Origin of the sequence: Lysobacter changpingensis, assembly GCF_017308985.1 — a bacterium.
Lineage (GTDB): Bacteria > Pseudomonadota > Gammaproteobacteria > Xanthomonadales > Xanthomonadaceae > Lysobacter_J > Lysobacter_J changpingensis.
The window spans coordinates 398,648-425,141 of sequence record NZ_JADWPE010000002.1 but is presented as its reverse complement, the minus strand read 5'-3'; the positions used below and the strand labels follow the sequence as shown (position 1 = coordinate 425,141).

25 protein-coding genes are annotated in these 26,494 nt (G+C 69.2%); 17 read left to right on the top strand and 8 right to left on the bottom strand.

Translation table 11 applies throughout. The features are described 5' to 3' along the window. Window positions 1-39 precede the first annotated feature (39 nt). The 4 genes from I4U41_RS03525 to I4U41_RS03510 all read left to right on the top strand — a co-directional run bounded on the left by I4U41_RS03525 (window position 40) and on the right by I4U41_RS03510 (window position 3,916). Complete coding sequence (locus I4U41_RS03525) at window positions 40-1,104, top strand: phosphotriesterase family protein (RefSeq protein ID WP_206859750.1); 1,065 nt, start codon at window positions 40-42, stop codon at window positions 1,102-1,104. A 97-nt stretch (window positions 1,105-1,201) separates the two neighbouring features. Further along, entirely contained in the window at window positions 1,202-2,635 is a 1,434-nt protein-coding gene (locus tag I4U41_RS03520) for an MATE family efflux transporter (RefSeq protein WP_206859749.1), read from the top strand. A gap of 4 nt (window positions 2,636-2,639) precedes the next feature. After that, complete coding sequence (locus tag I4U41_RS03515; protein WP_206859748.1) at window positions 2,640-3,323, top strand: GNAT family N-acetyltransferase; 684 nt, start codon at window positions 2,640-2,642, stop codon at window positions 3,321-3,323. 74 nt (window positions 3,324-3,397) lie between these two features. Further along, window positions 3,398-3,916, top strand: a complete 519-nt coding sequence (locus tag I4U41_RS03510) for a hypothetical protein (RefSeq protein WP_206859747.1) — start codon at window positions 3,398-3,400, stop codon at window positions 3,914-3,916. A gap of 79 nt (window positions 3,917-3,995) precedes the next feature. Here I4U41_RS03510 and I4U41_RS03505 read toward each other — a convergent pair whose 3' ends face one another. Next, window positions 3,996-4,889: a c-type cytochrome gene (locus I4U41_RS03505; protein WP_206859746.1), complete on the bottom strand. Its 894-nt coding sequence runs from the start codon at window positions 4,887-4,889 to the stop codon at window positions 3,996-3,998. 276 nt (window positions 4,890-5,165) lie between these two features. Here I4U41_RS03505 and I4U41_RS03500 point away from each other — a divergent pair, with 276 nt between their 5' ends. From I4U41_RS03500 to I4U41_RS03490, 3 genes are all read left to right on the top strand, one after another. Further along, on the top strand, window positions 5,166-6,830 hold the full coding sequence (locus I4U41_RS03500; protein ID WP_206859745.1) for a PQQ-dependent sugar dehydrogenase: 1,665 nt from the start codon (window positions 5,166-5,168) through the stop codon (window positions 6,828-6,830). A gap of 133 nt (window positions 6,831-6,963) precedes the next feature. Further along, complete coding sequence (locus tag I4U41_RS03495) at window positions 6,964-8,718, top strand: DUF885 domain-containing protein (RefSeq protein WP_206859744.1); 1,755 nt, start codon at window positions 6,964-6,966, stop codon at window positions 8,716-8,718. Window positions 8,719-8,986: 268 nt separating this feature from the next. Continuing rightward, window positions 8,987-10,150 (top strand): COG3904 family protein, encoded by a 1,164-nt coding sequence (locus I4U41_RS03490; protein WP_206859743.1) that lies wholly within the window; start codon window positions 8,987-8,989, stop codon window positions 10,148-10,150. A 211-nt stretch (window positions 10,151-10,361) separates the two neighbouring features. Here the strand turns inward: I4U41_RS03490 and I4U41_RS03485 are convergent, their stop codons facing one another. Continuing rightward, on the bottom strand, window positions 10,362-12,077 hold the full coding sequence (locus tag I4U41_RS03485; RefSeq protein ID WP_206859742.1) for an alkaline phosphatase: 1,716 nt from the start codon (window positions 12,075-12,077) through the stop codon (window positions 10,362-10,364). Between the two features lie 142 nt (window positions 12,078-12,219). Here I4U41_RS03485 and I4U41_RS03480 point away from each other — a divergent pair, with 142 nt between their 5' ends. The 3 genes from I4U41_RS03480 to I4U41_RS03470 are packed head-to-tail and all read left to right on the top strand — an operon-like array spanning window position 12,220 to window position 14,517. Beyond that, window positions 12,220-13,518 (top strand): dicarboxylate/amino acid:cation symporter, encoded by a 1,299-nt coding sequence (locus I4U41_RS03480; RefSeq protein WP_206859741.1) that lies wholly within the window; start codon window positions 12,220-12,222, stop codon window positions 13,516-13,518. Continuing rightward, window positions 13,518-13,943 carry a GNAT family N-acetyltransferase gene (locus tag I4U41_RS03475; RefSeq protein WP_242524978.1) on the top strand — a complete coding sequence of 142 codons (426 nt, stop codon included), beginning with the start codon at window positions 13,518-13,520 and terminating at the stop codon, window positions 13,941-13,943. Before I4U41_RS03480 ends, I4U41_RS03475 begins: the two co-directional genes overlap by 1 nt. A gap of 28 nt (window positions 13,944-13,971) precedes the next feature. Continuing rightward, window positions 13,972-14,517: a hypothetical protein gene (locus tag I4U41_RS03470; RefSeq protein ID WP_206859740.1), complete on the top strand. Its 546-nt coding sequence runs from the start codon at window positions 13,972-13,974 to the stop codon at window positions 14,515-14,517. Window positions 14,518-14,520: 3 nt separating this feature from the next. Here I4U41_RS03470 and I4U41_RS03465 read toward each other — a convergent pair whose 3' ends face one another. The 3 genes from I4U41_RS03465 to I4U41_RS03455 form a co-directional block, all read right to left on the bottom strand. Further along, complete coding sequence (locus I4U41_RS03465) at window positions 14,521-15,009, bottom strand: NUDIX hydrolase (RefSeq protein WP_206859739.1); 489 nt, start codon at window positions 15,007-15,009, stop codon at window positions 14,521-14,523. Further along, the gene (gene bla, locus I4U41_RS03460) at window positions 15,009-15,887 is read right to left on the bottom strand and encodes a subclass B3 metallo-beta-lactamase (protein ID WP_206859738.1); all 879 of its coding nucleotides are present in this window, start codon (window positions 15,885-15,887) and stop codon (window positions 15,009-15,011) included. Before bla ends, I4U41_RS03465 begins: the two co-directional genes overlap by 1 nt. Window positions 15,888-15,966: 79 nt before the next feature. After that, entirely contained in the window at window positions 15,967-16,392 is a 426-nt protein-coding gene (locus tag I4U41_RS03455) for a hypothetical protein (RefSeq protein ID WP_206859737.1), read from the bottom strand. Between the two features lie 134 nt (window positions 16,393-16,526). On the opposite strand from I4U41_RS03455, the gene I4U41_RS03450 reads away from it, so the two are divergent. Both I4U41_RS03450 and I4U41_RS03445 read left to right on the top strand, forming a co-directional pair. Next, window positions 16,527-17,138, top strand: a complete 612-nt coding sequence (locus I4U41_RS03450) for an NADPH-dependent FMN reductase (protein ID WP_206859736.1) — start codon at window positions 16,527-16,529, stop codon at window positions 17,136-17,138. Further along, on the top strand, window positions 17,135-17,635 hold the full coding sequence (locus I4U41_RS03445; protein ID WP_206859735.1) for an acyl-CoA thioesterase: 501 nt from the start codon (window positions 17,135-17,137) through the stop codon (window positions 17,633-17,635). Before I4U41_RS03450 ends, I4U41_RS03445 begins: the two co-directional genes overlap by 4 nt. A gap of 150 nt (window positions 17,636-17,785) precedes the next feature. On the opposite strand, the gene I4U41_RS03440 is transcribed toward I4U41_RS03445, so the two are convergent. Beyond that, complete coding sequence (locus tag I4U41_RS03440; RefSeq protein ID WP_425492503.1) at window positions 17,786-18,376, bottom strand: C40 family peptidase; 591 nt, start codon at window positions 18,374-18,376, stop codon at window positions 17,786-17,788. 223 nt (window positions 18,377-18,599) lie between these two features. Beyond that, window positions 18,600-19,154, bottom strand: coding sequence for a C40 family peptidase (locus tag I4U41_RS03435; RefSeq protein ID WP_425492468.1), 555 nt, complete (start codon window positions 19,152-19,154; stop codon window positions 18,600-18,602). A 92-nt stretch (window positions 19,155-19,246) separates the two neighbouring features. Between I4U41_RS03435 and I4U41_RS03430 the strand changes: the two genes are divergently transcribed. From I4U41_RS03430 to hutG, 5 genes are all read left to right on the top strand, one after another. Continuing rightward, window positions 19,247-19,726: an FKBP-type peptidyl-prolyl cis-trans isomerase gene (locus I4U41_RS03430; RefSeq protein ID WP_206859733.1), complete on the top strand. Its 480-nt coding sequence runs from the start codon at window positions 19,247-19,249 to the stop codon at window positions 19,724-19,726. 216 nt (window positions 19,727-19,942) lie between these two features. After that, entirely contained in the window at window positions 19,943-21,211 is a 1,269-nt protein-coding gene (locus tag I4U41_RS03425) for a DUF418 domain-containing protein (RefSeq protein WP_206859732.1), read from the top strand. A 10-nt stretch (window positions 21,212-21,221) separates the two neighbouring features. Continuing rightward, window positions 21,222-22,478, top strand: a complete 1,257-nt coding sequence (locus I4U41_RS03420) for an NAD(P)/FAD-dependent oxidoreductase (protein ID WP_206860390.1) — start codon at window positions 21,222-21,224, stop codon at window positions 22,476-22,478. A 24-nt stretch (window positions 22,479-22,502) separates the two neighbouring features. Further along, the gene (gorA, locus tag I4U41_RS03415) at window positions 22,503-23,852 is read left to right on the top strand and encodes a glutathione-disulfide reductase (RefSeq protein WP_206859731.1); all 1,350 of its coding nucleotides are present in this window, start codon (window positions 22,503-22,505) and stop codon (window positions 23,850-23,852) included. 22 nt (window positions 23,853-23,874) lie between these two features. Next, window positions 23,875-24,675: an N-formylglutamate deformylase gene (gene hutG / locus I4U41_RS03410; RefSeq protein ID WP_206859730.1), complete on the top strand. Its 801-nt coding sequence runs from the start codon at window positions 23,875-23,877 to the stop codon at window positions 24,673-24,675. A 155-nt stretch (window positions 24,676-24,830) separates the two neighbouring features. Here hutG and I4U41_RS18270 read toward each other — a convergent pair whose 3' ends face one another. After that, entirely contained in the window at window positions 24,831-26,474 is a 1,644-nt protein-coding gene (locus I4U41_RS18270) for an outer membrane protein assembly factor BamB family protein (protein ID WP_206859729.1), read from the bottom strand. Window positions 26,475-26,494: the final 20 nt, after the last annotated feature.

The following is a 26,494-nucleotide window of genomic DNA, read 5'->3' as shown; positions in this document are numbered from 1 at the left end:
CGCTAACATCGGGCGTCCATCGGTACGGAGGTCCGCGCCATGCATCGCAGGGAATTCCTCGGCACCGTGGCGGCATCGGCGTTCGCGATGGCATTGCCGGCGTGCAGCGGTCGCGGTGCAGCGGGTGGCGGCGCCACGGTGATGACGGTGCGCGGACCGATCGACGCCGATGCGATGGGCGTGACGCTCGCGCACGAACACCTCTACGCCGACCTGCGCCCCCATGCCGAACAGGCCGCAACGCCTTTGCCGCCTGACGCGAATGCCGTCGTCGCGACGTTGCTGCCGCACCTTCGCGCACTGCGCGAGGCGGGCTGTCGCACGCTGGTCGATTGCACGGCGACCACGCTGGGTCGCGATGCCGCCTTGATCCGGCGTCTTTCCGAAGCGAGCGGATTGCACATGCTGACCGTCACCGGCGCCTATCTCGCCGCCGGCGGTCGTTTCATTCCGCCCTATGCGATGCGCGAAACCGATGCGCAACTCGCCTCGCGCTGGACCCGCGAATGGCGCGAGGGCATCGACGGCACCGGCGTGCGTCCAGGACTGATCAAACTAGGCATCGAGAACGACCCGCTCGCCGAACTCGATCGCAAGGTCCTGCGCGCAGCGGCACGCACGCACCTGGAAACCGGGCTGGTGATTGCCGCCCACACCGGTCCGTGGGGCGAGGTGGAGCCCGGTCGCAACGCGCGATGCGCCTTCGCCCAGCTTGAAACGCTGGACGCCGCCGGGCTCGCTCCGTCGGCCTGGATCTGGGTGCATGCGCAGAACGAGGTCATGGGGGAGCACCACGTGCAGGCGGCGAGGCGCGGGGCGTGGGTATCGTTCGACGGCTTCCGCCCCGGTCAGGAAAGCCAATACCTCTCAATGCTCGGGCGCATGCGCGAGGCCGGGCTGCTCGAACACGTACTGATTTCGCAGGACGCCGGCTGGTACAACGCGGGCCAGCCGGGCGGCGGCGAGTTCAAGCCTTACGATCCGCTGTTCACCGTGCTGGTGCCGGCACTGCGCGGCGCCGGATTCGACGAGGACGCGATCGCGACCCTGCTGGTCCGCAATCCGGCGCGTGCCTTCGCCATCGGCGTGCGGAAACGGGCGTGATGTGCCGCAGTGCGCATCACGAAGATTCATGCGGATGTCGATCGGGAGCGGCCCCGTTCGTCGTTTAACATCTCCGCACACGAGAATGGACGCCCCGATGAGCACCGAACCGCAGTCCCCCACGGCCGCGATGCCGGCCGATGCCACGCATTCCCTCTGGTCCGAACTCCGCGACGCGATCCGCGGCACCAACGCCGACTACACGAAGATCCCGCTGCGCCGCGCGGTGTTCCTGCTCGCGGTGCCGATGGTGCTGGAGCTGGTGCTCGAATCGACCTTCGCGGTCGTCGACATCTGGTTCGTCGCGAAACTCGGGCCTTCGGCGGTGGCGACGGTCGGTCTGACCGAAACCTACCTCTTCTTGCTGTATTCCATCGCGATGGGCCTGGCGATGTCGGTCACGGCGATCGTCGCGCGGCGCATCGGCGAGAACCGGCGCGAGGACGCGGCGATCAGCGCGGTGCAGGCGATCCTCATCGCGTTGCTGGTGTCGGTGCCGTTCGCGGTGGTCGGCATCGTGTGGGCGAAGGACCTGCTGCGCCTGATGGGCGCCGATGCGTGGAGCATCGAGCACGGGTATCGCTACACGCAGTGGATGCTCGGCGGCAACGCGATCATCATGCTGCTGTTCGTGATCAACGCGATCTTTCGCGGCGCCGGCGATGCGGCGATCGCGATGCGCGTGCTGTGGCTGGCGAACGGATTGAACATCGTGCTGTGCCCGCTGCTGATCTTCGGCTTCGGGCCGGTGCCGGCGCTGGGCATCGAAGGCGCGGCGATCGCGACCAACATCGGCCGCGGCGCCGGCGTCGCGCTGCAGCTGTACGTGCTGTTCCATGGCGGCAAGCACATCCGCGTGGCGTGGTCGCAGATCGCGGTACAGGGCGCGGTGCTTTGGAACATCGTGCGCACCTCGCTGGGCGGCATCGGCCAGATGATCGTGTCGATGACCTCGTGGATCTTCCTGATGCGCATCCTGTCGAGCATGGGCAGCGAGGCGGTGGCCGGCGCGACCATCGCCATCCGCATCATGATGTTCACGCTGATGCCGGCGTGGGGCATGTCGAACGCGGCGGCGACGCTGGTCGGCCAGAACCTCGGCGCGCAGCAGCCCGAACGCGCGGAAGCGGCGGTGTGGCGCATCGGCTGGTACAACATGGCCTTCACGATGGCGATCTCGGTGGTGTTCTTCTTCTTCCACCACGATCTCATCGCGCTGTTCACCAGCGACGCCAAAGTGATCGATGTCGGCGGCGAATGGCTGCAGATCCTGTCGTACTCGTACTTCGTCTACGGCTGGTGGATGGTGTCGGTGCAGGCGTTCAACGGCGCGGGCGATACGGTGACGCCGACCAAGATCAACGTGGTGTTCTTCTGGCTGATCCAGATCCCCCTGGCGTACGCGCTGGCGGTGTCGATGGGCTGGCAGGAACTGGGCGTGTTCTGGGCGGTATTCGTGTCCGAAACCTCGGTGGGCCTGTTCACGCTGTGGCTGTTCTCGCGCGGAACGTGGAAGACGGTCAAGGTGTAACGGCATGACGAGCGACGACGTGCTCGACAACCCGATCTGGGAAGCGCTGCGCAGCCGGCATCGCGATCTCGCGCTCGCGCGCGGCGAAGTGGCGCGTTACCCCGCGCAGGTCGCGCCGTTCCTCGGCGTGCCGCGCGAAGGCCTGGACGTGTCCGATGCGCTGGCGGCGCTGATCGAGCCGGGCGAGACGACGCTCGTGCTCGACCGGATGCCGCGGGTGCCGCCGGGCTTCGAGGCGAAGAAGCTTGCGATGCTGGCGCAGATGGTGTGCACGCAGCCGGTGGAACGTGTCGATGGGCCGGAGATCGTCGAGCTCGACGAATCGCACCGGCAGGACGTGCTGGCGCTGACCGCGCTCGTGTACCCGCATTACTTCCGCCCGTACACGATGCGGCTGGGACGGTACTTCGGCATCTACCAGGAAGGACGACTGGCCGCGATCATCGGCGAACGCATGGGCATGGATGGCTGGCAGGAAATCAGCGCGGTGTGCACGCATCCGGATTTCCTCGGCCGCGGTTACGCGCGCCAGCTGCTGGCGATGCTGGGCAACGACAACCTCGCGCGCGGGCGAACGCCTTTCCTGCACGTCGCGCACGAGAACTCGCGCGCGAAGGAGTTGTACCTGCGTTGCGGTTACACGTTGCGGCGCGACATCGCGTTCTTCTCGCTGCGGCGCGGGGATTGACGCATCGCGGACGGTGTCACGCGTCTGTCACGAAATTGCAGCATCGTGGCGCGATCGAAGCCCGGGATCCGCCGATGAAGTTCACGCTCCTGTCCGCCCTGGCGCTGGCCTTCGCGACGCTGTCGCCGGGCGCGTTCGCGCAGTCGTCCTACGTCGGCATCGAGGAGCGATTGACGCCGGAGCAGCTGCGGTCGGTGGGGCTCACCAGCGAGCAGATCGAACAGCTCGATCGCATGCTGCGCAAGGCGCACGAGCGGCAGGGGGCTTCGGCGGTTGCGAATGCGTCGGTGCCTTCGGTGGCGAACGACGCCGGCGCCTCGCGTCGCGACGATGACGGCCGCGACGAGACCACGCTCATCGGCTTCAGCGACAAGCCCATCGAGAGCCGGCTGAAGGGTTCCGTGAGCGGATGGGAACCCGGCACCGTGTTCGAACTGGAAAACGGGCAGCGCTGGAAGGTGCTCAAGGGCGCGCTGAAACTGTCCGCGACGCTGGAGTCGCCCGAGATCGTCGTCGTGCCGGGCATCGCCGGGCGCTGGTTCCTCCAGGTGGTCGAGGAGTTGCCGAAGGCGCGGGTGTATCGCATCGATTGATGCATGGGTACCTGAAACACACGCCTTTGTAGCCCGGGTAAGGCGAAGCCGCACCCGGGGCGCGTTCCGGCAGTGAGCCTCACGAGCGGGTTTTCCCTTCCGCTGGCGGCAACGACTGCAGATACGTCCACACCGCGCGCAGCTCCACCTCCTGCATCGCACTGTAGGACTTCCACGGCATCATGCGGTGCAGATGGCGACCATCGGGGCGCTGGCCGGTGCGCATCAGGCGCATGAAATCGGCTTCGTTCCACGCCTGCAATCCGTTCGCATGCGGGGTGAGGTTGGCCGACGGTGGCGTGCCGGGTTCGAGCACGAAACCGCCCGCGAAGTCGTTGCCGTGGCAGCCGGTGCACACCTGCGCCACGTACTTTCCGTAAGCGACGCTCACCATCGCCGGTGGCGCGCGGCGTTCGCGCGGCGTGTGGTCGACGCGTTCGGCCGGCACCAGCGGGAATTTCCCGAACATGTAGAGCACGCGCCCGAGCGGACGCACCTGCGTGAGCCCCGGATCCGCGTCCACCGCCGGCAGCGTGCGCAGGTAGGCGAGGATCGACGCGATGTCGTGGTCGTCCATGTCGGTGTAGTCGCCGGTGGGCATGATCATCAGCGGCGTGCCGTCGGGACGCACGCCATGGCGGATCGCCGCGGCGAGGCGGTCGTCGGTCCAGGCTTCGTCGCGAACGCTGCGCGTGAGGTTGCTCGGCACGATGCGCACCACGTGCGGCGCATCGACCAGCAGCTTTCCCGCGCCGTCGGCACCGTGGCAGTCGGCGCAGCCACGCGTCGCGTAGAGATGGCGGCCGTGTTCGAGCGAGGCGGACCCCATCGCGTCGGCGATCGGCGGGTCCTGCACGGCCCAGGTGCGCGACAACGCGCGTTCGCTCAGCGCCCAGGCGGTGGCGAACACGCCGCCCACCAGCACCGCAATCACTACCACGCTCCACCCCAGCCATTTCGCGACACGCCGCATTGCCCTGCACTCCGGTGATGTGAACACCGGATACGGGAAGCGGACGCGGGGGAGGACATCGCGGGCCGGGCAGACCGGGTGAATGCGTGTTTCCGGGGCGCAAGCGGAACGACATCCGCCCCGACCACGGCCGCACCGACGAACGGAGCCGCCCCGCCGATCACCGAATCGTGAATCCCGCAGCCCTTCACGGACCGCCACGCCGGCCTCTGACACGCTGTCGGCCGCCCGCAGGCGCGCCGCTCCGGCGTGTCGCGAAGGTCCGGGAGCGTACGCATGGAGCTCGCACGACTGGCAGTGACCGGCGTCCTGGCCGCGATGCTCGCGGCCTGCGGCGGCGGTGGGGGATCCGACGACAACGAACAGATTCCCGGCGCGCCGACGGACGATCCGCCGACCTTCACCTCGGCCGCCGCGGCGACCGTGCCGGAAGGCACCGCGGGCGTCTTCTACACGGCGACGGCGAACGACCCCGAAGGCAGGCCCGTGTCGTATTCGCTGGGCGGCGGCGCGGACCAGGCGCGCTTCATCCTCAGCGCGGCCGGCGCGCTGCAGTTCCTCTCGCCGCCGGATTTCGAGGCGCCCACCGACGCCAATGCCGACAACGTCTACCTCGTCTCGATCACCGCGAGCGACGGCGCCAGGACGGCCACGCTTCCGTTGAGCGTCACCGTCACCGACGTCACCGGCGCGCAGCTGCGCGTGCGGCGCGTGGTGTCGGGCATGGACTTCCCGACCTTCCTCGCCCCCGTGCCGGACGCGACCGGCCGCGTGTTCGTGGTCGAACGCGCCGGGCGCATCCGCATCCTCACGCCGGCCACGGGTGCGATCGCGGCGACGCCCTTCCTCGACCTGACCGGGCAGGTGTCCACCGATGGCGAGCGCGGCCTGCTCGGCTTCGCGACGGCGCCGGACTTCGCCACCAGCGGACGCTTCTACGTTTACCTGACGGTGCTCGATGGCACGATCGAACTGCGCCGCTACGACACGCTGTCGAACAATCGCGACCAGGCCGACGCCGCCAGCGGCGACACGATCCTTCGCATCGCGCACCCGCGCAGCAACCACAACGGCGGCTGGATCGGCTACGGTCCGGACGGGATGCTCTACGTCGGCGTGGGCGATGGCGGCGGCGAAGGCGATCCCGACAACAACGCACAGGACCGCGCGTCGCTGCTCGGCAAGATGCTGCGCATCGACCCGGCGACCGATGACTTCCCGAGCGATCCCGCGCGCGATTACGCGATTCCCGACGGCAATCCCTTCACCGCGCCGGATGCGCCGGAAGTGTGGGCGTACGGATTGCGCAATCCGTTCCGCAACAGTTTCGATCCGCTCACCGGCCACCTGTACATCGGCGACGTGGGGCAGGGCGCGGTGGAGGAGATCGACCTGGCGCGCTCGGGCGAAGCCGGGGTCAATTTCGGCTGGCCGATCATGGAAGGCACGCAGCCGTTCCGCGGCGGTTCCACCACCGGGCTCACCGCGCCGATCGCCGAATACCTGCACGGCAGCGGTCCGCGCGAGGGCGACTCGGTCACCGGCGGCGTGGTGTATCGCGGGCCGCTGGAATCGCTGCGCGGCGAGTACCTGTTCGGCGATTTCGTGCAGCCGAACCTGTGGTCGATCCAGACCGGCGTGATCCAGCAGGGCACGACGATTCCGTCCTCGCGCTTCCAGCTGCGCAACGCGGATTTCGCGCCGGACGCGGGCGTGATCGACAACGTCGTCGCCTTCGGCACGGACTCGGCGAACAACGTGTACATCGTCGATTTCGACGGCGAGATCTTCGTGATCGAACCAGTGCCGGGCACGGGCGGCGTGTTGTCGGTATCGCAACCGGCACCGGCGGCGACGTCGCAACCGGAGCCCGCGATGTCGCGCGAGCAGATGGTGCGCCGCGCGCGCGAGGCGCTGCTCGAAAGCCTGCGACGGCGCTGACAGGGTCACGATTGCGCCCCTCGCGAGCGGGCAGGCCCGCAACGTCGTGTCGAAGAGACCTGACCGTGCGGCACATCCGCCCGCGCCCGCCACCCACTACCATCGCGTGACTTACCACGGCAGGAGGCAGGTCATGCGGATGGCAGGCGGTTGGGGCAGTGCGGCGGTGTTGGGGCTGGCGGTGGCGATGCCCGCCATCGCGGCGGAAGGAATGGCGAACGACGAGGTCATGGCGATGGCCGACGAAATGGTCGCGCTGTCGCTCCAGTACGATCCCACGCCGGCGTATTACGAGATCCTCCCGCTCAAGCGCCACGACTACCTGCCGCGCAATTCGGCCGCCGACCACGCGCGGCTGGACGAACGCGAGGACGCGTTGTGGACGCGGTTGCAGGCGGTGGATCGCGATGAACTCGACGATCGCGGCGCGCAGCTCGCCTACGCGCAGCTGCGCGAGATCCTCGAAACCAACCGCGCGCTGCGCATCTGTCGGGCCGAGCAGTGGAACGTGAACCACATGTTCGGCTGGCACACCGCGTTCACCGATCTGGCCGACCGCCAGCCCGTCGCCACCGCCGACGAACGCCAGCAGGCGCTGGCGCGCTGGCGCACGCTGCCGGCGTACGTCGATCACGAGATCGCCAACCTGCGCGCCGGCATCAAGGGCGGCTACACCGCGCCCAAGGCGGTGGTGGCGCGCGTGGTGAAGCAGCTCGACGGCATGGTGGATCTGGAACCGCGCAAGTCGCCGTATTTCGCGCCGGGCGAAAAGGCGAAGGACGAGGCGTTCGCGAAGGCGTTCGAGGTGGTCGTCGCGCAGCAGGTCCAGCCCGCGCTGCGTCGCTATCGCGATTTCCTGGTGAACGAATACCAGGGCGCGGCGCGCGAGACGATCGCCCTGTCCGCGTTGCCCGATGGAGCGCAGTGCTACCAGGCGATGCTGCGGTCGTACACGACGCTCGACCGTTCGCCGCGCGCCGTGTACGAACTGGGGCAGCGCACCGTTGCCGACAATCTCGCCTACGTGCAGACGCTGAGCCGGGAGATGTTCGGCACCACGGAACTGGACGCCATCGTCAGGCGCGTGGACGAAGCGCCGGACAACCGCTTCGCCTCGGCGGACGATCAGCTGCGATTCTCGCGCGGCCTGCTCGAATCGGCGCGCGCGAAGAGCGCGAAGTATTTCGCGACGATGCCCGTGCAGCCGGCCGTCGTCGAACCGCTCAAACCCGAGCAGCGCGGCACCGGCGTGAGCTCGCATTACGAGCCCGATCCGGACGACCGCAAGCCGGGCGTGTATCGCATCAACCTGGATCATCCGGACGCGGATCGTCGCGGCGCGGCGGAAATCACCCTCGTGCACGAAACCTGGCCGGGGCATCACCTGCAACTCGCGCTGGCGCGCGGCCTGGGCAAGCGCCATCCGCTGTCGGCGCTGGCGTTCAATTCGGCCTATGCCGAGGGCTGGGCGCGCTATTCCGAGGCGCTGAGCGAGGAAGCCGGCATCTACACCACGCCCTACGCGCGGATCACCCGTCGCCTGTGGCCGGCGCGCGGCATGGTGGTGGATCCGGGCATCCACGTGTTCGGCTGGACGCGCGAGCAGGCGGTGAAGTTCATGGCCGAGAGCGGCCGGTTCCCGCCGGAAACCTCCGCGGACATGGTCGATCGCATCGCCGCGATGCCGGGACAGCTCACGGCCTACGATTCGGGCGGGCTGGAGATCGTCGCGCTGCGCAGGGAAGCGGAAGCGGCGCTGGGCGATCGCTTCGACCTCAGGCAGTTCCACGAGCGCGTGCTCGGCGACGGCGTGGTGCCGCTGGCGTTCCTGCGCGAGCGCGTGCAGGCGTGGATCGCGGAACGCGAGGCCGCATCGAGCGGGAAGTGACGTCGTGACGAGGATGCGGGAGCGTTGAGGGAACGGCGCTCCCGCGCTGCACGCGCCGGTGCGGAACCGCTTCGCCGATCTGCCGACGCCGGAGAGAATCGCGTGCGGCATTGATGAATGCGCGCGATGAGCCCGCTTCGTCGGGCATCGTGGGCCCGCGCCGCGCGCGGTCCGCGCAGAGTCAGCACGCACGCCGTAAGCTGTGGTTTCGTCTTTCGCGGTACGCCCGTTCAGGCGCACGCCGCCCCAGCTTCGAGTCTTTTCCCGCATGTCCCTCCGTGCCGTCGCCCTGCTGTCGCTCTGCCTCGCCACCATCGCCTGCCAGCGTCCGTCCGAACCGGTGACGCACGGCATGGTGATCGAGGAGAACGTCGGCCCGCAGGACGGCGGCGCGATCAGCACCGCGCCGGTGAAGGTGGTGCCGGTCGAGCCGGAAACCCGCCAGCGGATCCTGCGACCGCGTGCGGCGGCGCGCCCTGAACCCGTGGCCGAGCCGCGCAAGCGCTGGGATGGGCCGCTCGAGCTGACCGCCGGCGCGGCGTCGATCAGTTGCGAGCTCGATTACGCGCAGCAGGGCGATGGCGAGGTGCTGGCGAAGTTCGACCGCGAGGGCCTGGAGGCCGCGCTGAAGCCGTGCGAGGACGCCGGCGTGGCGCGCCTTCGCTACAAGGGCAAGATCACCGGCGAATTCGGCACCCTGGTGGAGCGCGTCACCGACGTCGCCGACGAACTGGACATCCACAAGCGCGTGCTCGACATCGACTCGGCCGGCGGCCAGGTCGAGGACGCGATCCAGGTGGGCGATTTCATCGCCGAATCGCGCTGGACGATCTGGGTGCGCGAAGGCGCGATCTGCCACAGCGCCTGCGTGTTCATCCTCGGCGCGGGCGACACGCGGATGATCGCGGGGCAGGTGGGCATCCACCGCATCATCCGCATGAGTTCCACGGCGACCACGCGCGCGCAGCTCAACGCCGAACTGCGCGTGGTCTACGACCGCGTGCGCGAGTACCTGGAGCGCAACGGCGCGGCGACCGCCGTGGCCGACCTGATGATGGCGGTGCCGAACCGCAGCCTGCGCCTGCTCACGACCGAGGAACTGGAGCTCTACGGCCTGGACGGCGTGAACCCGGCGCAGGACGACCTCGACCGGCTGCGCCTGATGCGCAAGTGCGGCGAGGATTTCGTCAGCCGCCGCGATTCGTTCGTGCGCGCGTTCGACAAGCGCTGCAAGACGCCGGACACCGATCTGGATGCGCTGAACGACTGCGGATTGAAGCTGCGCACGGATTACGGCTTCCCCGACAAGGCGTGCCCGGCGGAAAGCCCGCTATCGGAATTCGACCGGGATACCGCGGCACTGGAACCGCCGAAGGGCGCTGCGCGGAGCGTGTCGAAGGCGGGCGAGGGGAAGCGGGACGGGGATAGCTGAGGGGTGTTGCGGCGCGGTCACTTCCTCGCCGGTGGCTTATCTGTCAGCGGAGTGCCCGTGCGTTGCGGGCCTGGATCCCGGCTTTCGCCGGGATGACGATCCCGTCGGGACGACGGTGTTCTCGGACGGCGATGTTCTTCGTAGCCCGGGTAAGCCAAGCGCACCCGGGTTTGAGAGTCGAGCCCGCCACCGGACTACAACGACAACAACATCACCCCCGGAACTTCCCGGGCTCCGGCAAGCCCACCGGCACGCCGTGGTCGTCGCAGTCGCCGACCTTGCACAGCTCCTCGCGCAACGCAGGCATCGACTGCAGGAGGAAGTGGAAGATCGTGTTCTGTTCGACGCTGCCGCGCACCGCTTCGCTGCCCGGACCGCGCGCCCAGATGCCGACGTCGTCGCCGCCGTGCGTTTCGCTCCCGGTGGGCACCAGTGCTTCCTGCAGGTAATCGGGGTCCTGGGTGTCGACGTTGCGGAGGTCCGGGCGGCCGTGCTTCGGGATCTGCACACCGCTGGGCGAGTGCAGGAAACGCTTCGGGCCTTCCGGCTGCTGCGCGCCGCCGCCGACGTAACCGGGGCCATTGCTGTAGCTGAGCGTGGTGTACGGCAGGCCGAGCTGGTCGAGTGCGTACTCGCCGAAGCCGCCGTCCTCGCCGCTGCTGCCGCGCACCTTGTCCAGGATCGGATTGCCGCGCGTGGGATAGCCGACGAAGCTCAGCGTGTGCGAGTGGTCGGCGGTGACCAGGATCAGCGTGTCCTGCGCCGAGGTCGCATCCACCGCGGCCTGCACCGCTTCGCTCAGCGCGATGGTGTCGGTGAGCGCGCGGTAGGCGTTGCCGTAGTGGTGGGCATGGTCGATGCGACCGCCTTCGACCAGCAGCACGAAGCCCTTGTCGTTCTGCCGCAGGCGGGCGATGGCGGCGCGCGTCATCTCGGCCAGCGTCGGCTCGCCCGCGCCATCGCGCGGACGATCGGCGGAGAACTGCATGTGGTCGGGTTCGAACAGGCCCAGCAGCGGGCCGCTGGACGGCGCATCGATCAGCTGCTGCGCGTTCCACACATAGGTGCCGCCGGGATGGCGCTGTTTCCACTGCGCGATGAGGTCGCGGCCGTCGAGGCGTTCGCCGACCTTGTCGTCGTACTCGGGATCGCGTTCGGACACCGGCATGAAGTTCTTGCGACCGCCGCCCATCAACACGTCGGGACCGTGGCCGAACGGCGTTTCCACCAACTGGCGCGCAATGTCGACGCAGCCGGCGGCACGCGCCTGGTCGCTCAGTTCGGTGTCGTTTTCCCAGTTGCGCTCGGAGGAATGGGTGAACGTCGCGCCCGGCGTCGCGTGGGTCACGCGCGTGGTGGTGACCACGCCGGTGGCGAAGCCGCGGCTGGCCGCGATCTCCCACAGCGTGAGCGTCGGCGCGGCCTGCGCGCCGGCGCAGTCGCCGCGCCGCGGCTGCTGGGCGACGCTGAGAACGCCCGCGCGCGTCTTCACGCCGGTGGCCATCGCACTCATCGTGCCGGCCGAGTCGGGCGTCTGCGAATCGGTGTTGTAGGTCCGGCTCAACGCCGTGGCCGGGAAATTTTCCCAGCTCAGGCGATTCTCCTCGCCCGGGCCGCCCTTGCGCTGGCCGTCGAGGATGCGCGCGGCGGCGACGGTCGTCAGGCTCATGCCGTCGCCGACAAACAGGATCACGTTCTTCGCGCGTCCGCCCATCGCGCCGCGCCGGGCGGCCTGCGCGGCGCCGTCGCGGAACCACCACTGCGGGGTCTCGTCGGCCGGATGGCGGATCGACGGGACGTCGACGTCCACTGCGTTGGGCTTTGCCGGATCGGTCGTCGTGCCGCCGGTGGCGCAGGCGGTGGCGAGCAGGGTGGTGGCGAAGGCGAGGGCGGCGTGCTTCAAGCGGATCTGGGACAGTCGGTGCATCGAGGGGCGTCGTGGAAAGGCGAACCGCAATTATGGGCCGCGTTATTGCAGCCACGGGACACCGGCGTTGCATTCGCGGGGTCGTCACCCCCTTCGGGGTCCGCTATCGTGCCAAGCCGACAGTTTGGGTAAAGAGGTCCGGATGAAGCTGGTCACCGCCTGGTTGCGAATCCCGTTCTGGCAGCGCGTGCTGGCGGGCTTCGTATTGGGCGCGCTGGCGGGCTGGGCCTTCGGCCACTCCGCCGAAACCTGGTTCGGGCCGCTGGGCACGATCTACGTCACGCTCATCAAGATGATCGCCGTGCCGCTGGTCTTCTTCGCGGTGATGAACGCCATCGGCAGCCTGCACGGGCAGAAATCGGTCGCGGCGCTCGGCGGACGCACGTTCGTGTGGTTCGCGATCACCGCCGCGCTGGCGGTCGGCGTCGGCCTGCTCATCGGCTGGCTGCTGCAGCCCGGGCACGGCGTGAGCGGCCTGACCATGGCCGCCGATTACACCGTGCGCGTGGTGCCGTCGCCGAAGGACGTGCTGCTCGACGTCATTCCGACCAACCCGTTCAAGGCGTTGAGCGAAGGCAAGATCCTGCAGGTGATCGTGTTCGCCGGGCTGGTCGGTTTCGCGCTGGTGAAGCTGGGCGAACGCGTCTCCGGCCTGCGCAAGCTGGTCGGCGAAGCCAGCGACACGATGGTGCAGGTCACGCGCTTCGTGCTGGAAATGACGCCGCTGGGCACCTTCGGCCTGATCGCCTCGCTGGTGGGCGCGTACGGATTCGAGAAGCTGCTGCCGCTGGGCACGTTCGTGTTCGCGCTGTACCTGGCGTGCGCGATCCACATCGTGTTCGTCTACGGCAGCCTGATCGCGCTGCACGGGCTCAATCCGCTGAAGTTCTTCCGCGGCGCGGCGCCGGGCATGCAGGTGGCGTTCGTCGCCTCGTCGAGTTTCGCGGCGATGCCGGCGGCGATCCGCTCGGTCACGCACAACCTCGGCGTCGACAAGGACTACGCGGCGTTCGCCGTGCCGCTGGGCGCGAGCATCAAGATGGACGGCTGCGGCGCGATCTATCCCGCGCTGACGTCGATGTTCGTCGCGCAGTACTTCGGCCTGCACCTGGAGCCGGGGCAATACGCGACGATCCTCATCGCCTCGGTGCTCGGCAGTTTCGGCACGGCGGGCGTGCCGGGCACGGCGATCGTGATGGTGACGCTGGTGCTCTCCGCCGCGGGATTGCCGCTGGAAGGCATCGGTTATCTCGTCGCGATCGACCGCGTGCTCGACATGATGCGCACGATGACGAACGTGACGGGCCAGATGGTCGTGCCGGTGATCGTGGCGAAGGAATCCGGCCTGCTCGACCGCGACGTGTACGAAGCCGCATCCAGCAACCTCGGCGTGGCCGCGGGCGAGAAGGCCGAGGTCCACGCGACGCGGGACACCGCCTGATGGACGCCGCCCGGGTCGAACTGGTCGAACTGGTCGAACGTTTCCCGGGCGCTGCGGACTACTGCCGCCTGCGCGCGGAGGCCGGCATGGCGCCGCGCACGCTCGAAGCGGCGCGACGCGGGCTGCCGAACACGCTGTACGGCGTGAGCCTGCTGCTCGACGGGCAGGTGGTCGGCATGGGCCGCGTGATCGGCGACGACGGCTGCTTCTTCATCGTGGTCGACATCGCGGTGACGCCGGCGCTGCAGGGGCAGGGCCTGGGCAAGCGGATCATGACCGCGCTCGATGGCTGGCTCCGCGCCAACGCGCCGCCCTCGGCGGTGGTCTCGCTGGTGGCCGATGGCGACGCGAAGCACCTTTACGCCAGATTCGGCTTTGTCGAAACCACCCCGTTTTCGGTAAACATGGAGTACCAGGCCGGATAGCCCGGCCGCGCCTTCACGGAGGAAGCCCATGCGTCACCGCTGCTGGATCCTGTCCACCCTGCTGCTCGCCGGATGCGCGACGCAGGCGCCCATCGCGAACGACGGGGCCACGCGTTCCGGCCAGGTCGGCATGAACGAGATCAGCGCGCTGATTCCCCAGCCCTCGCGCATGGAGCTGGCGGACAACGAATCCTTCCTGATGCCGATCGAGGACGACGCGAACCCGATGCCGGCGTATCCCGAAACGTTGCTCGCGCGGCGCCTGCCGCTGCAGGCGGTGTGCGTGCGCGTCGGCGTGGATCGCGACGGCGGCGTGCTGTCGTCCGCGCCGGCCATCGCGCCGCCGAATTGCCCGGAACCCGCGGACCCGGCGTTCTTCGAGGCGGTGCGCGGCGCGGTGGCCGGCTGGCGCTACGATCCCGCGCTGCGCTGCGTGTTCCCCGATGCGAAGACGAAGGACGACACCGTGGGCAGCTGCGGCGGTTACACGGAGATCCGCGAGGCGGTGACGCTCACCTACCGCTTCATGTTCGAGCAGAAGGACGGGCGCGGCAGCGTGCGGATGGCGAAGTAGCGATCACACCCGCGAGTACGACCACGACACCATGCGCCCGTCGCGGTACGGCATCACGCCGTGGAACGCGCGCGGGTCGTCGTCGAACACCAGCGGCAGGAAGTTGCGGTCGCCTTCCCACATCGGCAGTTCGTCGAGCTTTTCGATCGGCACCCATTCCAGCGTGCCTTCCGGATTGCTCGAATGCGGCGTGCCCCGATAACGCGTGACCACGAAGACGAAGCCGAGCCAGTCCTCGCCGTGCTTGCCGAAGCCCGGCCAGCTGATCGTGCCGCGCAGCTGCATCGCCTCGCATTCGATGCCGGCTTCCTCCAGGATCTCGCGCCGCATGCCGGCGACGACGTCCTCGTCGGCTTCGAGCTTGCCGCCCAACCCGTTGTATTTGCCGAGCTGGTGGTCGTCGGGCCGCGCGTTGCGATGGACCATCAGCACTTGGCGGCCGTCGGGCGAGAGCACGTAGCCGAGCGTGGCGACGATGGGCGTGTACGGCATCAGCGTGCGCCCTTGCCGGCGGCGGCCTGTTGTTCCTTCAGCGTCCTGTCGAACGCGGCCTGCGCGCGGTCGGCGTAGGCGCGGCAGGTGAGCGTCGTCGGCGTGGTCGATTCGCCGAGCTTCCAGCCCGACGCATCCGGATGCGGCGTCAGCAGCAGGTCGCACGGAAGCGTGCGCACTTCGGCGAACGCGCGGCGGTAATCGTCGACGATGCGCGGCTGGCGCGGATTGCCGACGAGTTTGTAGCCCGGTGCGCTCAGGCTGTCGACGTAGGCGATGCGCAGCGGCTTGCCGGCCTTCGCGTCGGTCCAGGTCCAGCTCAGGCTTCCCGGCGTGTGGCCGGGCGTGAAGTGCGCGGTGAATGCGACGCCGCCGAGTTCGACCACCTCGCCATCCATCACGATGCGATCGGCATGCACCGGCGGGAACAGCATGCCGTCGCCGAAATGCAGGTCGTCGAAACCGCCACGTTCAAGCAGTGCGGCCGATTCGGCGTTCGTCGCGACCCGCGCGCCGGTCGCGCGCCTGATCGCGGCGATCGGGCCGGCGTGATCGATGTGCGCGTGGCTGTGCAGGATCAGCTTGAGGTCCGACGGCGCGACGCCGAGATCGCGCATGTGCGCGAGCAGCATGTCGGCCGCTTCCGGCAGGCCGCCGTCGATCAGCACGGCGCCGGCATCGGTCTTCACCAGCACCGCACTCAGGCCTTCGGTGCCGATGTACCAGCTGCGATCGCCCAACGCGAACGGCGCGATGGGACGGCGCCAGGCGTCGGGGGATTCGTACGCGCGCGCCTTCGGCAGCAACGGTTCGGCAGCGTGCAGCGGCAGGGAGGACAACGCGGTCAGCAGGACACAAAGCGCGGTGGGCAGGCGCATGGCGAAGTCGAAGCGTGGGAAGCGCACAGTGTAAGCGCCCGCGTCGCGCGGACGATCACGCCGGGCGCGGCGGCGCGCGTCAGGACACGCGCGGCAATGTCGAACGCCGGTACACCAGCCGCACCGCGAGCAGCGCCGCCGGAATCGGCAACAGCAGGCCGGCCACCGCGAGCCAGGTCGGATGCGGCACCTTCATGATCATGCCCACCACGCCGGACATCACCACCAGCGCGACCAGCAGCGCGGCGGCGGTCTGATGCCGCGCGAGCTTCGCGCCCGCCAGCGCGCCGACGAAGGTGCCCAGCACCCACGCGATCAGCACCAGCAGCTTCGCGCCGAACGGCATTGCCGCGACGAACGCGGCGAAGGCGGCTTCGTTGGCCGGATCGGTGGGATCCAGTCCGGTCGGCGGCGGCCACGCGCGATGTCCGAGCGCCTCGACCGCCGCGATCACCGCGATCGCGACCACCACGCCGACCAGCATCCCAAGGATCGTGCGTCCCATCGCGCTGCCTCCCTCGAAGCCGGCGCGCGGGCGCCGGCGGTGCGGCGAGGATCGCGCGCGCGCGTTGCCGCCGCAAGCGCGCGCCGGCCGCGCATAATCGAACGCCTTGGTATCGATGCCACACGGAGCCCGCGATGACCGATTCACCGCCCCGCCTGCTCGCTTTCGCCGGCAGCCTGCGCCAGGGCTCCTACAACCGGCGCCTGGTCCACGTGCTGGCCGAAGGCGCGCGCTCCGCGGGTGCGCAGGTCACGCTGATCGAACTGCGCGATTACCCGCTGCCGGTCTACGACGGCGACATCGAAGCCGACGGCATGCCCGCGCCCGTGCGCGAACTGCAGGCGCTGATGGCGAACCACGACGGCCTGCTCATCAGCACGCCCGAGTACAACGGCTCGATGCCGGCGCTGGTGAAGAACACGCTGGACTGGATCTCGCGACCGCTCGAGTCCGGCCGTTCCGGCGTGACGCTGTTCCAGGACAAGGTGGCGGGCATCGTGTCCGCCTCGCCCGGCCCGCTGGGCGGATTGCGTTCGCTGCTGGTGCTGCGCGACGCGCTTGCGAAACTCGGCCTGCTGGTCGTGCCGCAGCAGGTCGCGGTGGGGCAGGCGGCCGACAAGCTGACCGACTACGGCGTCCTCAACGACGACCGCCTGCGCACGGGCGTGCACGGCGTGGGCGCGGCGGTGGTGCGCCACCTGGGCGTGATGAACCGGATGGACGATCGGAAAGGAGCGACGGCATGAGCGGACGTCAGCGCGAACTCAACCTGCGGTTCCTCGCCGAACCGACCGACGTGAACTACGGCGGCAAGGTCCACGGCGGCATGGTGATGAAGTGGATCGACCAGGCCGGCTACGCGGCGGCGGTCGGCTGGAGCGGCACCTACAGCGTGACGGTCGCCGTTGGCGGCATCCGCTTCGTCGCGCCGATCCGCATCTCCGACCTGGTGACCGTGCACACCAAGCTGGTCCACACCGGCACCACGAGCATGCACTTCGCCGTCGACGTGAAGGCGCGTGATCCGATGGAAGGCCCCGAGCAGGAGCGGCTGTGCACGCACTGCATCATCGTCTTCGTCGCGCTGGACGCGGTGGAGGGCAAGCCCACGCCGGTACCGCCGTGGACGCCGGTGAACGAGGACGACAAGCGCCTGGCCGAGTACGCGCTCAAGGTGATGGACCTGAGCAAGGGCATCGAGCAGACCGTCGAACGCCTCGCCGCGGTGAACGAAGGCGCCTGAGCCCCGCTGTCGTAGCCCGGGCAAGCGAAGCGCACCGGGGATTGACCTTCAGCCGCGCTTGAACCCGCACCGGTCCATCCAGGACGAGGTCCACCTCCAAACAAAAAAGGCCGCCAACGGCGGCCTTTCCTTCACGCGCTTGCCGACGGATCAGATCCCGTCGATACGGCGCGCTTCCATGAACTTCTGGCTCCAGTAGCCCGTCTCCAGGCTGGACACCTGCACGTCCTTGCCACGGCTGGGCGCGTGGACGAAGCGGCCTTCGCCGACGTAGATGCCGACGTGGTCGACGCGGCCACGGCGGCCGAAGAACACCAGGTCGCCGGCGCTGAGCTTGGCGCGATCGGAGACCAGTTCGCCGGTCTTGGCCATCTCGCGCGAGACGCGCGGCAGTTCGATGCCCAGGGCGTTGCGGAACACGTAACCGACCAGGCCGCTGCAGTCGAAGCCCTTGTTCGGATCGCTGCCGCCCCAGCGATACGGCGTGCCCAGCAGGGCCATCGCGCGCTGCAGGACGGTCTTGATCTTGCTCTGCTCCTCGGCCGGCAGGTGCGCCACCGGATCGGCGGCAGCGGCGGCCGGTGCGACCACGCGGTTCATGTCGGTGGCGAGCAGCAGCGCGCGGTCGGACAGGCTCATCGCCTCCGTCAGCGTGTGGCGTGCGACCGGGGCCGGGGCGTCGGCGGAATCGCCGGCCAGCGAGGACGACGGCATCTGCTGCGCGAAGGCGGGAGCGGCCATCAGGGCCAGCGCGGCGGCGATCGCGAACCGGATCGAGGTCCGGTGTCGGCAGGTCGGGGCGGCGGTGGCGCCAATGGTCGGAAGGGACATCACGCAGTCATCACGCAAAAGAATCGCGGGGATGATGCCTGCGTGAGCGACGAATGTCGTTCGAATTTCGTAAGTTTTTCGTTATCTGAACTCGCCGCCTGTCACAAATCGTGCCAACGGGTTCACCCGACCTTCACCGCAGGATCCGTTTGGCCCCGGTGTAGTGGTCGCGCCAGTAGCTGCCGTCGAGGTGATCCAGGCGCACCGTCCCGCCGGTGCTCGGGGCATGCACGAAGCGGCCTTCGCCGACGTAGATGCCCACGTGGGTCACGGTTCCGCTCTGGCCGAAGAACACCAGGTCGCCCGCGGCGAGGCGCTCGGGCACGATCCTGGGACCCTGGTACGCGGCGAGGTCGCGCGAGGTCCGGGGCAGGCTCAGCGACAGCATGTCGCGGTAGACGTAATTGACCAGCCCGCTGCAGTCGAAGCCGCCCTCGGGGGTGTTGCCGCCGTAGCGATAGGGCGTGCCGACCAGGCTGATCGCCCGCATCAGCACGGCGTTCGCCGCCGCCGGATCGGCCGGCTCGACCACCGGCCAGGCGCGCTGCTTCGGCGGTGCCTGGCGCACGGTTTCGCGACCGCCGCCGCAGCCGGCGAGCGCCGCCGCGAGGCCGATCGCGAGAAAGAGGCGGAGGCCGCGCGCTGGCGCGGGAATGAGCTTGCCGGGATAATGCCGAGCTTTCGTCACGGCCGGTACTTTGGCCGTTCATGTCGCCGACGGCAAGCCTGCCGCCGCATCCGCGCCGCCGCCGTCGCGGCCACCAGCCGAGTTCCAGTCCTATGAAGATCGAGAAAGACCGCGTCGTCCGTTTCCATTACACCGTCTCCGAAGTCGGCCAGGAGCCGCTGGAAACCTCCGAGGGCCGCGATCCGCTGGCGATCCTGATCGGCCACGGCAACATCATCCCGGGCCTGGAGAAAGCGATGGATGGGCGCGAGGCCGGCGAAAAGTTCGAAGTGGACGTCCCCGCCGCCGAAGCCTACGGCGAGCGTCGCGAAGGCCTGACCCAGCGCGTGCCGAAGAAGCACTTCAAGGGCGCCCGCCTGGAGCCGGGCATGCAGGCCGTGCTGCCGACCAACTTCGGTCCGCGCGCCGTCACCATCCAGAAGGTCGGCATGAGCGTGGTCGACGTCGACCTGAACCACCCGATGGCCGGCAAGGACCTGCACTTCGCCATCGAGCTCGTCGACGTGCGTGAAGCCACGCCGGAAGAAATCGAGCACGGCCACGTGCACGGCGACGGCGGTCACCACCACTGATCCGCGCTTCGATCGATCCGGAAGGCCCGCGCAAGCGGGCCTTTCTTTTTCGGACGAAGGTGACGCACCGGCGGACGCGGCCGGTTCCGATCCACGCGTGCGGCGTTCTCCGACCGCGTGCTTGCCGTCTTTCGCAGGATCGCCGACGCACCGCATGCTCTAATCGTTCAGCGGCAAACGGGGGAGACCGATGCAGGGGAAGGACGGATGCTGACCATGCGATCCGGCGAAGACGCGCGACCGGCCGTGCCGGTCGCCGCCGGCGAGCGTCTGGTGTCGCTGGACGTGTTGCGCGGACTCGCGCTGCTGGGCATCGGCCTGATGAACGTGGAGTACTTCGGCCGCCCGTTGCGCGACATGGGGCAGGGACTCGAACCGGGGCAGGCGCCGTTCGACCACGCGCTTTCGTGGCTGGTGTACGTGTTCGTGCAGGGCAAGTTCTGGATACTGTTCTCGCTGCTGTTCGGCATGGGGTTCGCGCTGATGGACGAACGCGCGCGGGCCGCCGACACCGACTTCCGGACGCTGCACCTGCGCCGGGCGACGGGGCTGCTGGTGATCGGGCTCGCGCACGCGCTGCTGGTCTGGGCGGGCGACATCCTCGTCCCGTACGCGCTGGGTGCGTTCGTGCTGCTGTGGTTCCGCGATGCCGCGCCCGAACGGCAGGGGGCCTGGGGCGCGGCGCTCTACGGACTGCCCGCGCTGGCGATGGTCCTGATGGGCGCGTTGTGGATGTGGGTCGATCCGGCGTCGGTCGCGGATACCGGCAACGTCACCGATACGGCGCGGCGTGCGCTGGAGGAATCCCGTCGCGCCGGAGAGATCGCCGCGTATACGACCGGCTCTTGGCCGGACGCCGTGCGGGAGCGTGCGCGTTTCCTGGTCGGCAACCTGGACGAGACGCTCGTGTTCGAGGTCTTCGCCATCGGCGTGTTCCTGCTGGGCGCATGGCTGCTGCGCAGCGGGGCGATCGCCGAGCCCGCCGCGCACGCCGGTCTGCATCGCGCACTGCGGTTCGTCGCGTTGCCGGCCGGCGTGGCGCTCGCGTTGGCGAGCGCGTCGGTCGCGGTCCAGTTCGACCTGGAGGCCAATGCCGGCCGCGCGCTGCTCGCGATGTCGCTGATGCTGGTCGCCTCGCCGCTCATGAGCCTGGGCTATCTGTCGTGGACGCTGCGCGCGCTGCACACGCGCACGGGGGCGCGCCTGCTGGGAGCGCTCGCGCCGGCCGGCCGCATGGCGCTGACGAACTACCTGCTGCAGTCGCTGGTCGGCACATGGGTGTTCTACGGCTACGGCCTGGGGCGGTGGGGGCAGGTGCCGCGTCGCTGGCAGTTGCTGGGCATGGTGGCGCTGTTTCTCGTGCAGGTCGTCGCGAGCCGGGCCTGGCTGGCCCGGTTCCGCTTCGGTCCGGTGGAATGGCTCTGGCGGGCTTGCACGTATGGGCATCTTCCGCCCATGCGGACCGCGACGGCCCGGAGCCCCTAAACTCATGCCCATGGAACAGCGCGAAGATGTGGTGATCGTCGGCGCCGGCGTGATCGGTCTGGCCAGCGCCCTGGCTCTTCTGGAGAGCGGACGAAGCGTCCGCGTGATCGACGCCGGCCGCGTCGGCGGCGGCAGTTCGCACGGCAATTGCGGCACCATCACGCCCAGCCACGCACCGCCGCTGGCCGCGCCCGGCGTCGTCCTGCGCGCGCTGCGCTGGATGCTCACGCCCGACGCGCCGCTGTACGTCGCACCGCGTTTCGATCCCGCGCTCTGGTCGTGGCTGCTGCGCTTCGCGGTCCGCTGCAACGACCGCGACTGGCGCAGCAGTGCGCGTGCCAAGTCCGCCATCCTCAACGACTCGCGCGATCGCCTGGCCGACTGGGTACGCGATTACGGCCTGGCCTGCGAATTCGCCCATTCCGGCGAGGATTACGTCTTCCGCGATCCGCACGAGTTCGAGCATTTCCAGGACGAAGTCGGATTCCTGCGCGAGCTGGGCGTGCGCGTGGACGTGGTGGACGGCCCGACATACGAACTGATGGAGCCGGCGCTGAAGCCCGGCGTCGCCGGCGCGATCCGCTTCGATGGCGATGCGGTGCTGCGACCCGACCGCTACGTCGGCGAACTCGCGCGCGTGGTGCGGGCGCGCGGCGGCACCATCGTCGAACACTGCGCGTTCACCGGCGTGCGCGAGGACGGCGACGGCGTGCGCGTGTCCACCTCGCAGGGCGAGCTGGCGGCCCGCGAGATGGTGATGGCGCTGGGCGCGTGGTCGCCGAAGCTCGCCGATGCGATCGGCGCACCGGCGTTGAAAGGCGCGATCCAGCCCGGCAAGGGCTACTCGATCACGTACTCCACGCCCTCGCGCGTGCCGCGCCGGCCGCTGGTGCTGCGCGAGCGCCAGGTCTGCGTGACCGCGTGGGAAAGTGGCTACCGGCTGGGCAGCACCATGGAATTCAGCGGCTACGACGACACGCTCAATCCGCGCCGCCTGGCCGCGCTGGAGCGCGGCGCGAGCGAATACCTGCACGAGCCCTACGGCGCGCAGAAGCAGGAGCAATGGTTCGGCTGGCGGCCGATGAGCTGCGACGACGTGCCGATCATCGGCCGCGTGCCCGGCAACGACCGCATCGTCGTCGCCACCGGTCACGGCATGATGGGCGTGAGCATGAGCGCGGCGACCGGCCAGCTCGTCGCCGACCTCGTCATCGGGCGCCGGCCGGACATCGATCCGGCGCCTTACGCGCTCGAGCGCTTTTCGTGAGCGCGCACGCATGAGCCTTCGCACATGAACATCGACGCGACCGGTTTCGACCTGATCGTCATCGGCGGCGGCTCCGGCGGCCTCGCCGGTGCGTTCCGCGCGGCCGGGCATGGCGCGCGCGTCGCGCTGCTGGAACCGCACCTGCTGGGCGGCACCTGCGTGAACGTGGGCTGCGTGCCGAAGAAGGCGATGTGGCTCGCGGCGGACGTCGCCGGCCGGCTCCGGCTGGCGCAGACGCTCGGCTTCGACATCCCGCCGGCGACCCTCGACTGGCCGGAGTTCATCGTCCATCGCGAGCGCTACATCGCCAACATCCACGCCAGCTACCGTCGTCGGCTCGACGAGGCCGGCATCATGGTCGTGCCGAGCTTCGCCCACTTCGTCGACGCGCAGACGGTCGAATGCGAGAACGGCACGCGGTTGCGCGCACCCCGCATCCTGATCGCCACGGGCGGTCGGCCGCATCGTCCCGCCATCCCGGGGGCCGAATGGGGCGCGGTGTCGGACGATTTCTTCCAGTGGCGCGCCGCGCCCGGACGCGTGGCGATCGTCGGCGGTGGCTACGTCGCGGTCGAACTGGCCGGCCTGCTGCAGGCGCTGGGCAGTCGCGTCGAGCTGTTCGTGCGCGGTGATCGCCTGCTCAACGGCTTCGATCACGAACTGGCACTGCAACTGGGCGAGGACTACCGGCAGTCGGGCATCCACCTGCATTTCGGTCATTCCGTCGCGGCGCTGGAAGACGACGGCAAGCGCGTACGCTGCGACGACGGATCGCTCAGCGGGCCGTTCGACGCGGTGCTGTTCGCCACCGGCCGCAAGCCCAACAGCGAGCGCCTCCAACTCGACCGCGCGGGCGTGGCCACCGACGTCGGTGGCCACGTCGCCGTGGACGTGCGGCACGCGACCAACGTCGAGGGCATCTTCGCGGTGGGCGACATCACGCCCGATCCGCCGCTCACGCCCGTCGCCATCGCCGCCGCGCGCCGGCTGATGGACCGCCTGTACGGCGGCGCGACCGCGTTGCTGGATCCGCGCGACATCCCGACCGTGGTGTTCTCGCACCCGCCGATCGGGCAGGTCGGGCTGACCGAACGCGAGGCGCGCGAAGTGCATGGCGATGCGGTGCAGGTCTATCGCGCGGGATTCCGCCCGATGCTCGCCGCGCTCGCCGACATTCCGCAGCGCAGCCTGTTCAAGCTGGTGTGCGTGGGCGACGAGCGCCGCGTCGTCGGCATCCACCTGCTCGGCGAAGCGGCCGACGAGATCCTCCAGGGCTTCGCCGTCGCGCTCAAGCGCGGCATCACCCTGGACCACCTGCGCGACACCGTCGCCATCCATCCGACCAGCGCCGAGGAAGTGGTGCTGATGCGCTGAGCGCGCGCACCGAGACCCTACGATGAACGTTTCGCACGACACCGACGTCTTCACCCTGCATCGCGGCACCGCGCCGCTGCTGGTGAGCCTGCCGCACGACGGCAGCCACATTCCCGAGGAACTGGCCGCGCGCATGGTGCCGGCGGCACGTCGCGCGCCCGACACCGACTGGCACGTCTCGGTGCTGTACGACTTCGCGCGCGAACTGGGCGCGTCGATCATCGTGCCGCGCCACTCGCGCTACGTGGTCGACCTGAACCGCCCGCCGGACGACACCTCGCTCTATCCTGGCCAGAACACCACCGGCCTGTGCCCGGCGGTGCAGTTCACCGGCGAACCGGTCTACCTGGACGGGCAGGCCCCGGACGAGGCGGAAGTGGCGCAGCGCGTCGAACGTTACTGGCGCCCGTACCACGAGGCGCTGGCCGGCGAGATCGAACGCATCCGCGCCCTGCACGGTCGCGTCGTGCTGTGGGAAGGTCATTCGATCCGCGGCAGCGACCTGCCGTTCCTGTTCGAAGGCCGCCTGCCGGACCTCAACCTCGGCACGTCCGGCGGCGCGAGCTGTTCGCCCGCTCTGCAGCAGCGACTTGAAGCCGTGCTGGCGGGGCAGATCGACTTCGACCATGTCGTGAACGGCCGCTTCAAGGGCGGCTACATCACGCGCCATTACGCTGATGTGGCGCGCGGCATTGAAGCGGTGCAACTGGAAGTCAGCCAGCGCAACTACATGGACGAGGACAGCTTCGCGTACGACGCCGGCAAGGCGGCGGTATTGCAGGCGGTGATCCGCAACCTGCTGCTGGCGACGCTTTCGCGCTGAGGCAGACGCCGCGGACTTGGAACGGGCGACGCATGCTGCGTCGCGTGGGGAGATGCCGCTCGGCCGGGTTCCCTGGCGCCTGATCTCGTGACGTCACCGCGCAGCCAGGCATCCATCCGGAACGCCCCGCCGCCTGCGCGGCGGGGCGTTTGGGCTCACCGCATCCGCAACGCGCGCACGCGGTTCATGAGGCCGCCCGGCGGGCCGGAGCACAGGTACACCGTGCGGCTGCCGGAGATCACGATGTAGCCGGCGCCGGGCGTGCGCCAGACGTCCTTGCGCTGCGCGGTGTCGACCGCCCACACCCAACTCGTGCCGCCCGTGTTGTCCTGTGTGCCGAAGAACACCATGCCTTGCGTCGCCACGACGTTCCCGAGGGTGTTCTTCTGGGTGGCGTACTCCGCCGGCGGGCTCCACGACCACAGCACCTGTCCGTTGCGTTCGTCGATCGCATCGAGCGTCAGCGAATAGCCTCCGCGAAGCGCGTAGATCACGCCGTCCGCGACGGCGAAGAACTGGTTGTAGTTGGAGGTGGTGGTCCATTCCCAACTGCGGTCGGCGATGCTGAAGCTCGACAGGCGTGCACCGTAACCGTCGCGGTACGAGCGCGCGATCAGATTGCCCCGCCCACCGAGCACCACCGCACCCGATCCCGGAAGCGGCGTTCCGTCTGCCGACGGGTCGAAGATGCTGGCGACGTGGGCGCCAGTCCTGCGATCCAGCATCTCGATCGTCTGCCCGGCCGGGTAATACACGTACGTATCGTCGATCGTCGGGGTGGCCGACAGCAGGCCCACGCGCGGCATCGCCCAGTCGCGCACGCCGGTTTCGGCGTTGGCGGCGTGGAGTTCGTCGCCGTTGTAGCCCGCGAAGAAGTACATGGTGCCGTCGCGACGCGAGGGAGCCAGCGTGGTCGCGAGCGGCTGCGTCGTCTCGGCGTAGGTGAAGGCCACTGCGCCCGTTTTGCCGTCGAGTGCGGTGATCAGCTCGTTGCCGCCCACCTTGGCGAGGTAGACCAGTTTCCCGTTGCTGCCGGGCGCGACCCCGTGCAATTCGTCCGAAATCGGACGGTTCCAGCGCGAGGTGCCATCGGCTTCATCGAACTGGACGACCGTGGAGCCGCGCTGGCTGCCATCGCTCATGGTGTTGCCGCTGATGACCAGCAGCGAGCCGCTCGTGGTGGTCGGACGAGCGATGTAGCTCTCAACGGCCGAGGGCGCCATCGGCGCCGTCCATTCCCACGCCAGCTTCAATCGCGCCGGATCGATCCGGGTGGGCACGTAACTGGTGTGCGAGGCATCGCGCATCAGCGTTTCCCACTCGCCGAGCGATGTGATCTCGATGCGGTAATCGACCTGGACCGGCGTGCCATACGTCTGCGAGCAGGCTGTGTCGGCGCACGCGGTGATCTGCAGCCGGTCGGCGTGCATTCCCGCGATCAGGTCGTTCCGGATCGCGAGCTCGTAGCGGAAGGTGCCGTTCGTTGGCGCCGGTTTCACGCCGGGCGCGTTGAAGGCGTCACCGAGGTCGACCACCTTCAGGTGCACCGGCGCGCCGGCGGCGCCGTCGCTCGCCTTCCACGTGCCTTCCAGGATCGCCGTCGCCGTTTCCCCGACGGTGGCGGTCGCGGTGACCGGCCCCCTGGGCGTGATCGTCACCGTGCCGCTCGGGCCCGGCGCCGGCGGCGGGGTCGACGAGCCTCCGTCGTCTCCGCTGTCGCTGCCACCCCCGCCACCACAGCCGGCCAGCGCGAAGCCGACCAGTACCGCGGCCAGAATCCCTGCGTGTCTCGAAGCCACGACTCCCCCTTGTGTCCATG

What these genes read in the sequence shown, in the direction of transcription:
- I4U41_RS03525 (WP_206859750.1), top strand. Translation starts at nt 40, where the DNA reads ATGCATCGCAGGGAATTCCTCGGCACCGTGGCGGCATCGGCGTTCGCG.
- I4U41_RS03520 (WP_206859749.1), top strand. Translation starts at nt 1,202, where the DNA reads ATGAGCACCGAACCGCAGTCCCCCACGGCCGCGATGCCGGCCGATGCC.
- I4U41_RS03515 (WP_206859748.1), top strand. Translation starts at nt 2,640, where the DNA reads ATGACGAGCGACGACGTGCTCGACAACCCGATCTGGGAAGCGCTGCGC.
- I4U41_RS03510 (WP_206859747.1), top strand. Translation starts at nt 3,398, where the DNA reads ATGAAGTTCACGCTCCTGTCCGCCCTGGCGCTGGCCTTCGCGACGCTG.
- I4U41_RS03505 (WP_206859746.1), bottom strand. Translation starts at nt 4,889, where the DNA reads ATGCGGCGTGTCGCGAAATGGCTGGGGTGGAGCGTGGTAGTGATTGCG.
- I4U41_RS03500 (WP_206859745.1), top strand. Translation starts at nt 5,166, where the DNA reads ATGGAGCTCGCACGACTGGCAGTGACCGGCGTCCTGGCCGCGATGCTC.
- I4U41_RS03495 (WP_206859744.1), top strand. Translation starts at nt 6,964, where the DNA reads ATGCGGATGGCAGGCGGTTGGGGCAGTGCGGCGGTGTTGGGGCTGGCG.
- I4U41_RS03490 (WP_206859743.1), top strand. Translation starts at nt 8,987, where the DNA reads ATGTCCCTCCGTGCCGTCGCCCTGCTGTCGCTCTGCCTCGCCACCATC.
- I4U41_RS03485 (WP_206859742.1), bottom strand. Translation starts at nt 12,077, where the DNA reads ATGCACCGACTGTCCCAGATCCGCTTGAAGCACGCCGCCCTCGCCTTC.
- I4U41_RS03480 (WP_206859741.1), top strand. Translation starts at nt 12,220, where the DNA reads ATGAAGCTGGTCACCGCCTGGTTGCGAATCCCGTTCTGGCAGCGCGTG.
- I4U41_RS03475 (WP_242524978.1), top strand. Translation starts at nt 13,518, where the DNA reads ATGGACGCCGCCCGGGTCGAACTGGTCGAACTGGTCGAACGTTTCCCG.
- I4U41_RS03470 (WP_206859740.1), top strand. Translation starts at nt 13,972, where the DNA reads ATGCGTCACCGCTGCTGGATCCTGTCCACCCTGCTGCTCGCCGGATGC.
- I4U41_RS03465 (WP_206859739.1), bottom strand. Translation starts at nt 15,009, where the DNA reads ATGCCGTACACGCCCATCGTCGCCACGCTCGGCTACGTGCTCTCGCCC.
- bla (WP_206859738.1), bottom strand. Translation starts at nt 15,887, where the DNA reads ATGCGCCTGCCCACCGCGCTTTGTGTCCTGCTGACCGCGTTGTCCTCC.
- I4U41_RS03455 (WP_206859737.1), bottom strand. Translation starts at nt 16,392, where the DNA reads ATGGGACGCACGATCCTTGGGATGCTGGTCGGCGTGGTGGTCGCGATC.
- I4U41_RS03450 (WP_206859736.1), top strand. Translation starts at nt 16,527, where the DNA reads ATGACCGATTCACCGCCCCGCCTGCTCGCTTTCGCCGGCAGCCTGCGC.
- I4U41_RS03445 (WP_206859735.1), top strand. Translation starts at nt 17,135, where the DNA reads ATGAGCGGACGTCAGCGCGAACTCAACCTGCGGTTCCTCGCCGAACCG.
- I4U41_RS03440 (WP_425492503.1), bottom strand. Translation starts at nt 18,376, where the DNA reads ATGGCCGCTCCCGCCTTCGCGCAGCAGATGCCGTCGTCCTCGCTGGCC.
- I4U41_RS03430 (WP_206859733.1), top strand. Translation starts at nt 19,247, where the DNA reads ATGAAGATCGAGAAAGACCGCGTCGTCCGTTTCCATTACACCGTCTCC.
- I4U41_RS03425 (WP_206859732.1), top strand. Translation starts at nt 19,943, where the DNA reads ATGCGATCCGGCGAAGACGCGCGACCGGCCGTGCCGGTCGCCGCCGGC.
- I4U41_RS03420 (WP_206860390.1), top strand. Translation starts at nt 21,222, where the DNA reads ATGGAACAGCGCGAAGATGTGGTGATCGTCGGCGCCGGCGTGATCGGT.
- gorA (WP_206859731.1), top strand. Translation starts at nt 22,503, where the DNA reads ATGAACATCGACGCGACCGGTTTCGACCTGATCGTCATCGGCGGCGGC.
- hutG (WP_206859730.1), top strand. Translation starts at nt 23,875, where the DNA reads ATGAACGTTTCGCACGACACCGACGTCTTCACCCTGCATCGCGGCACC.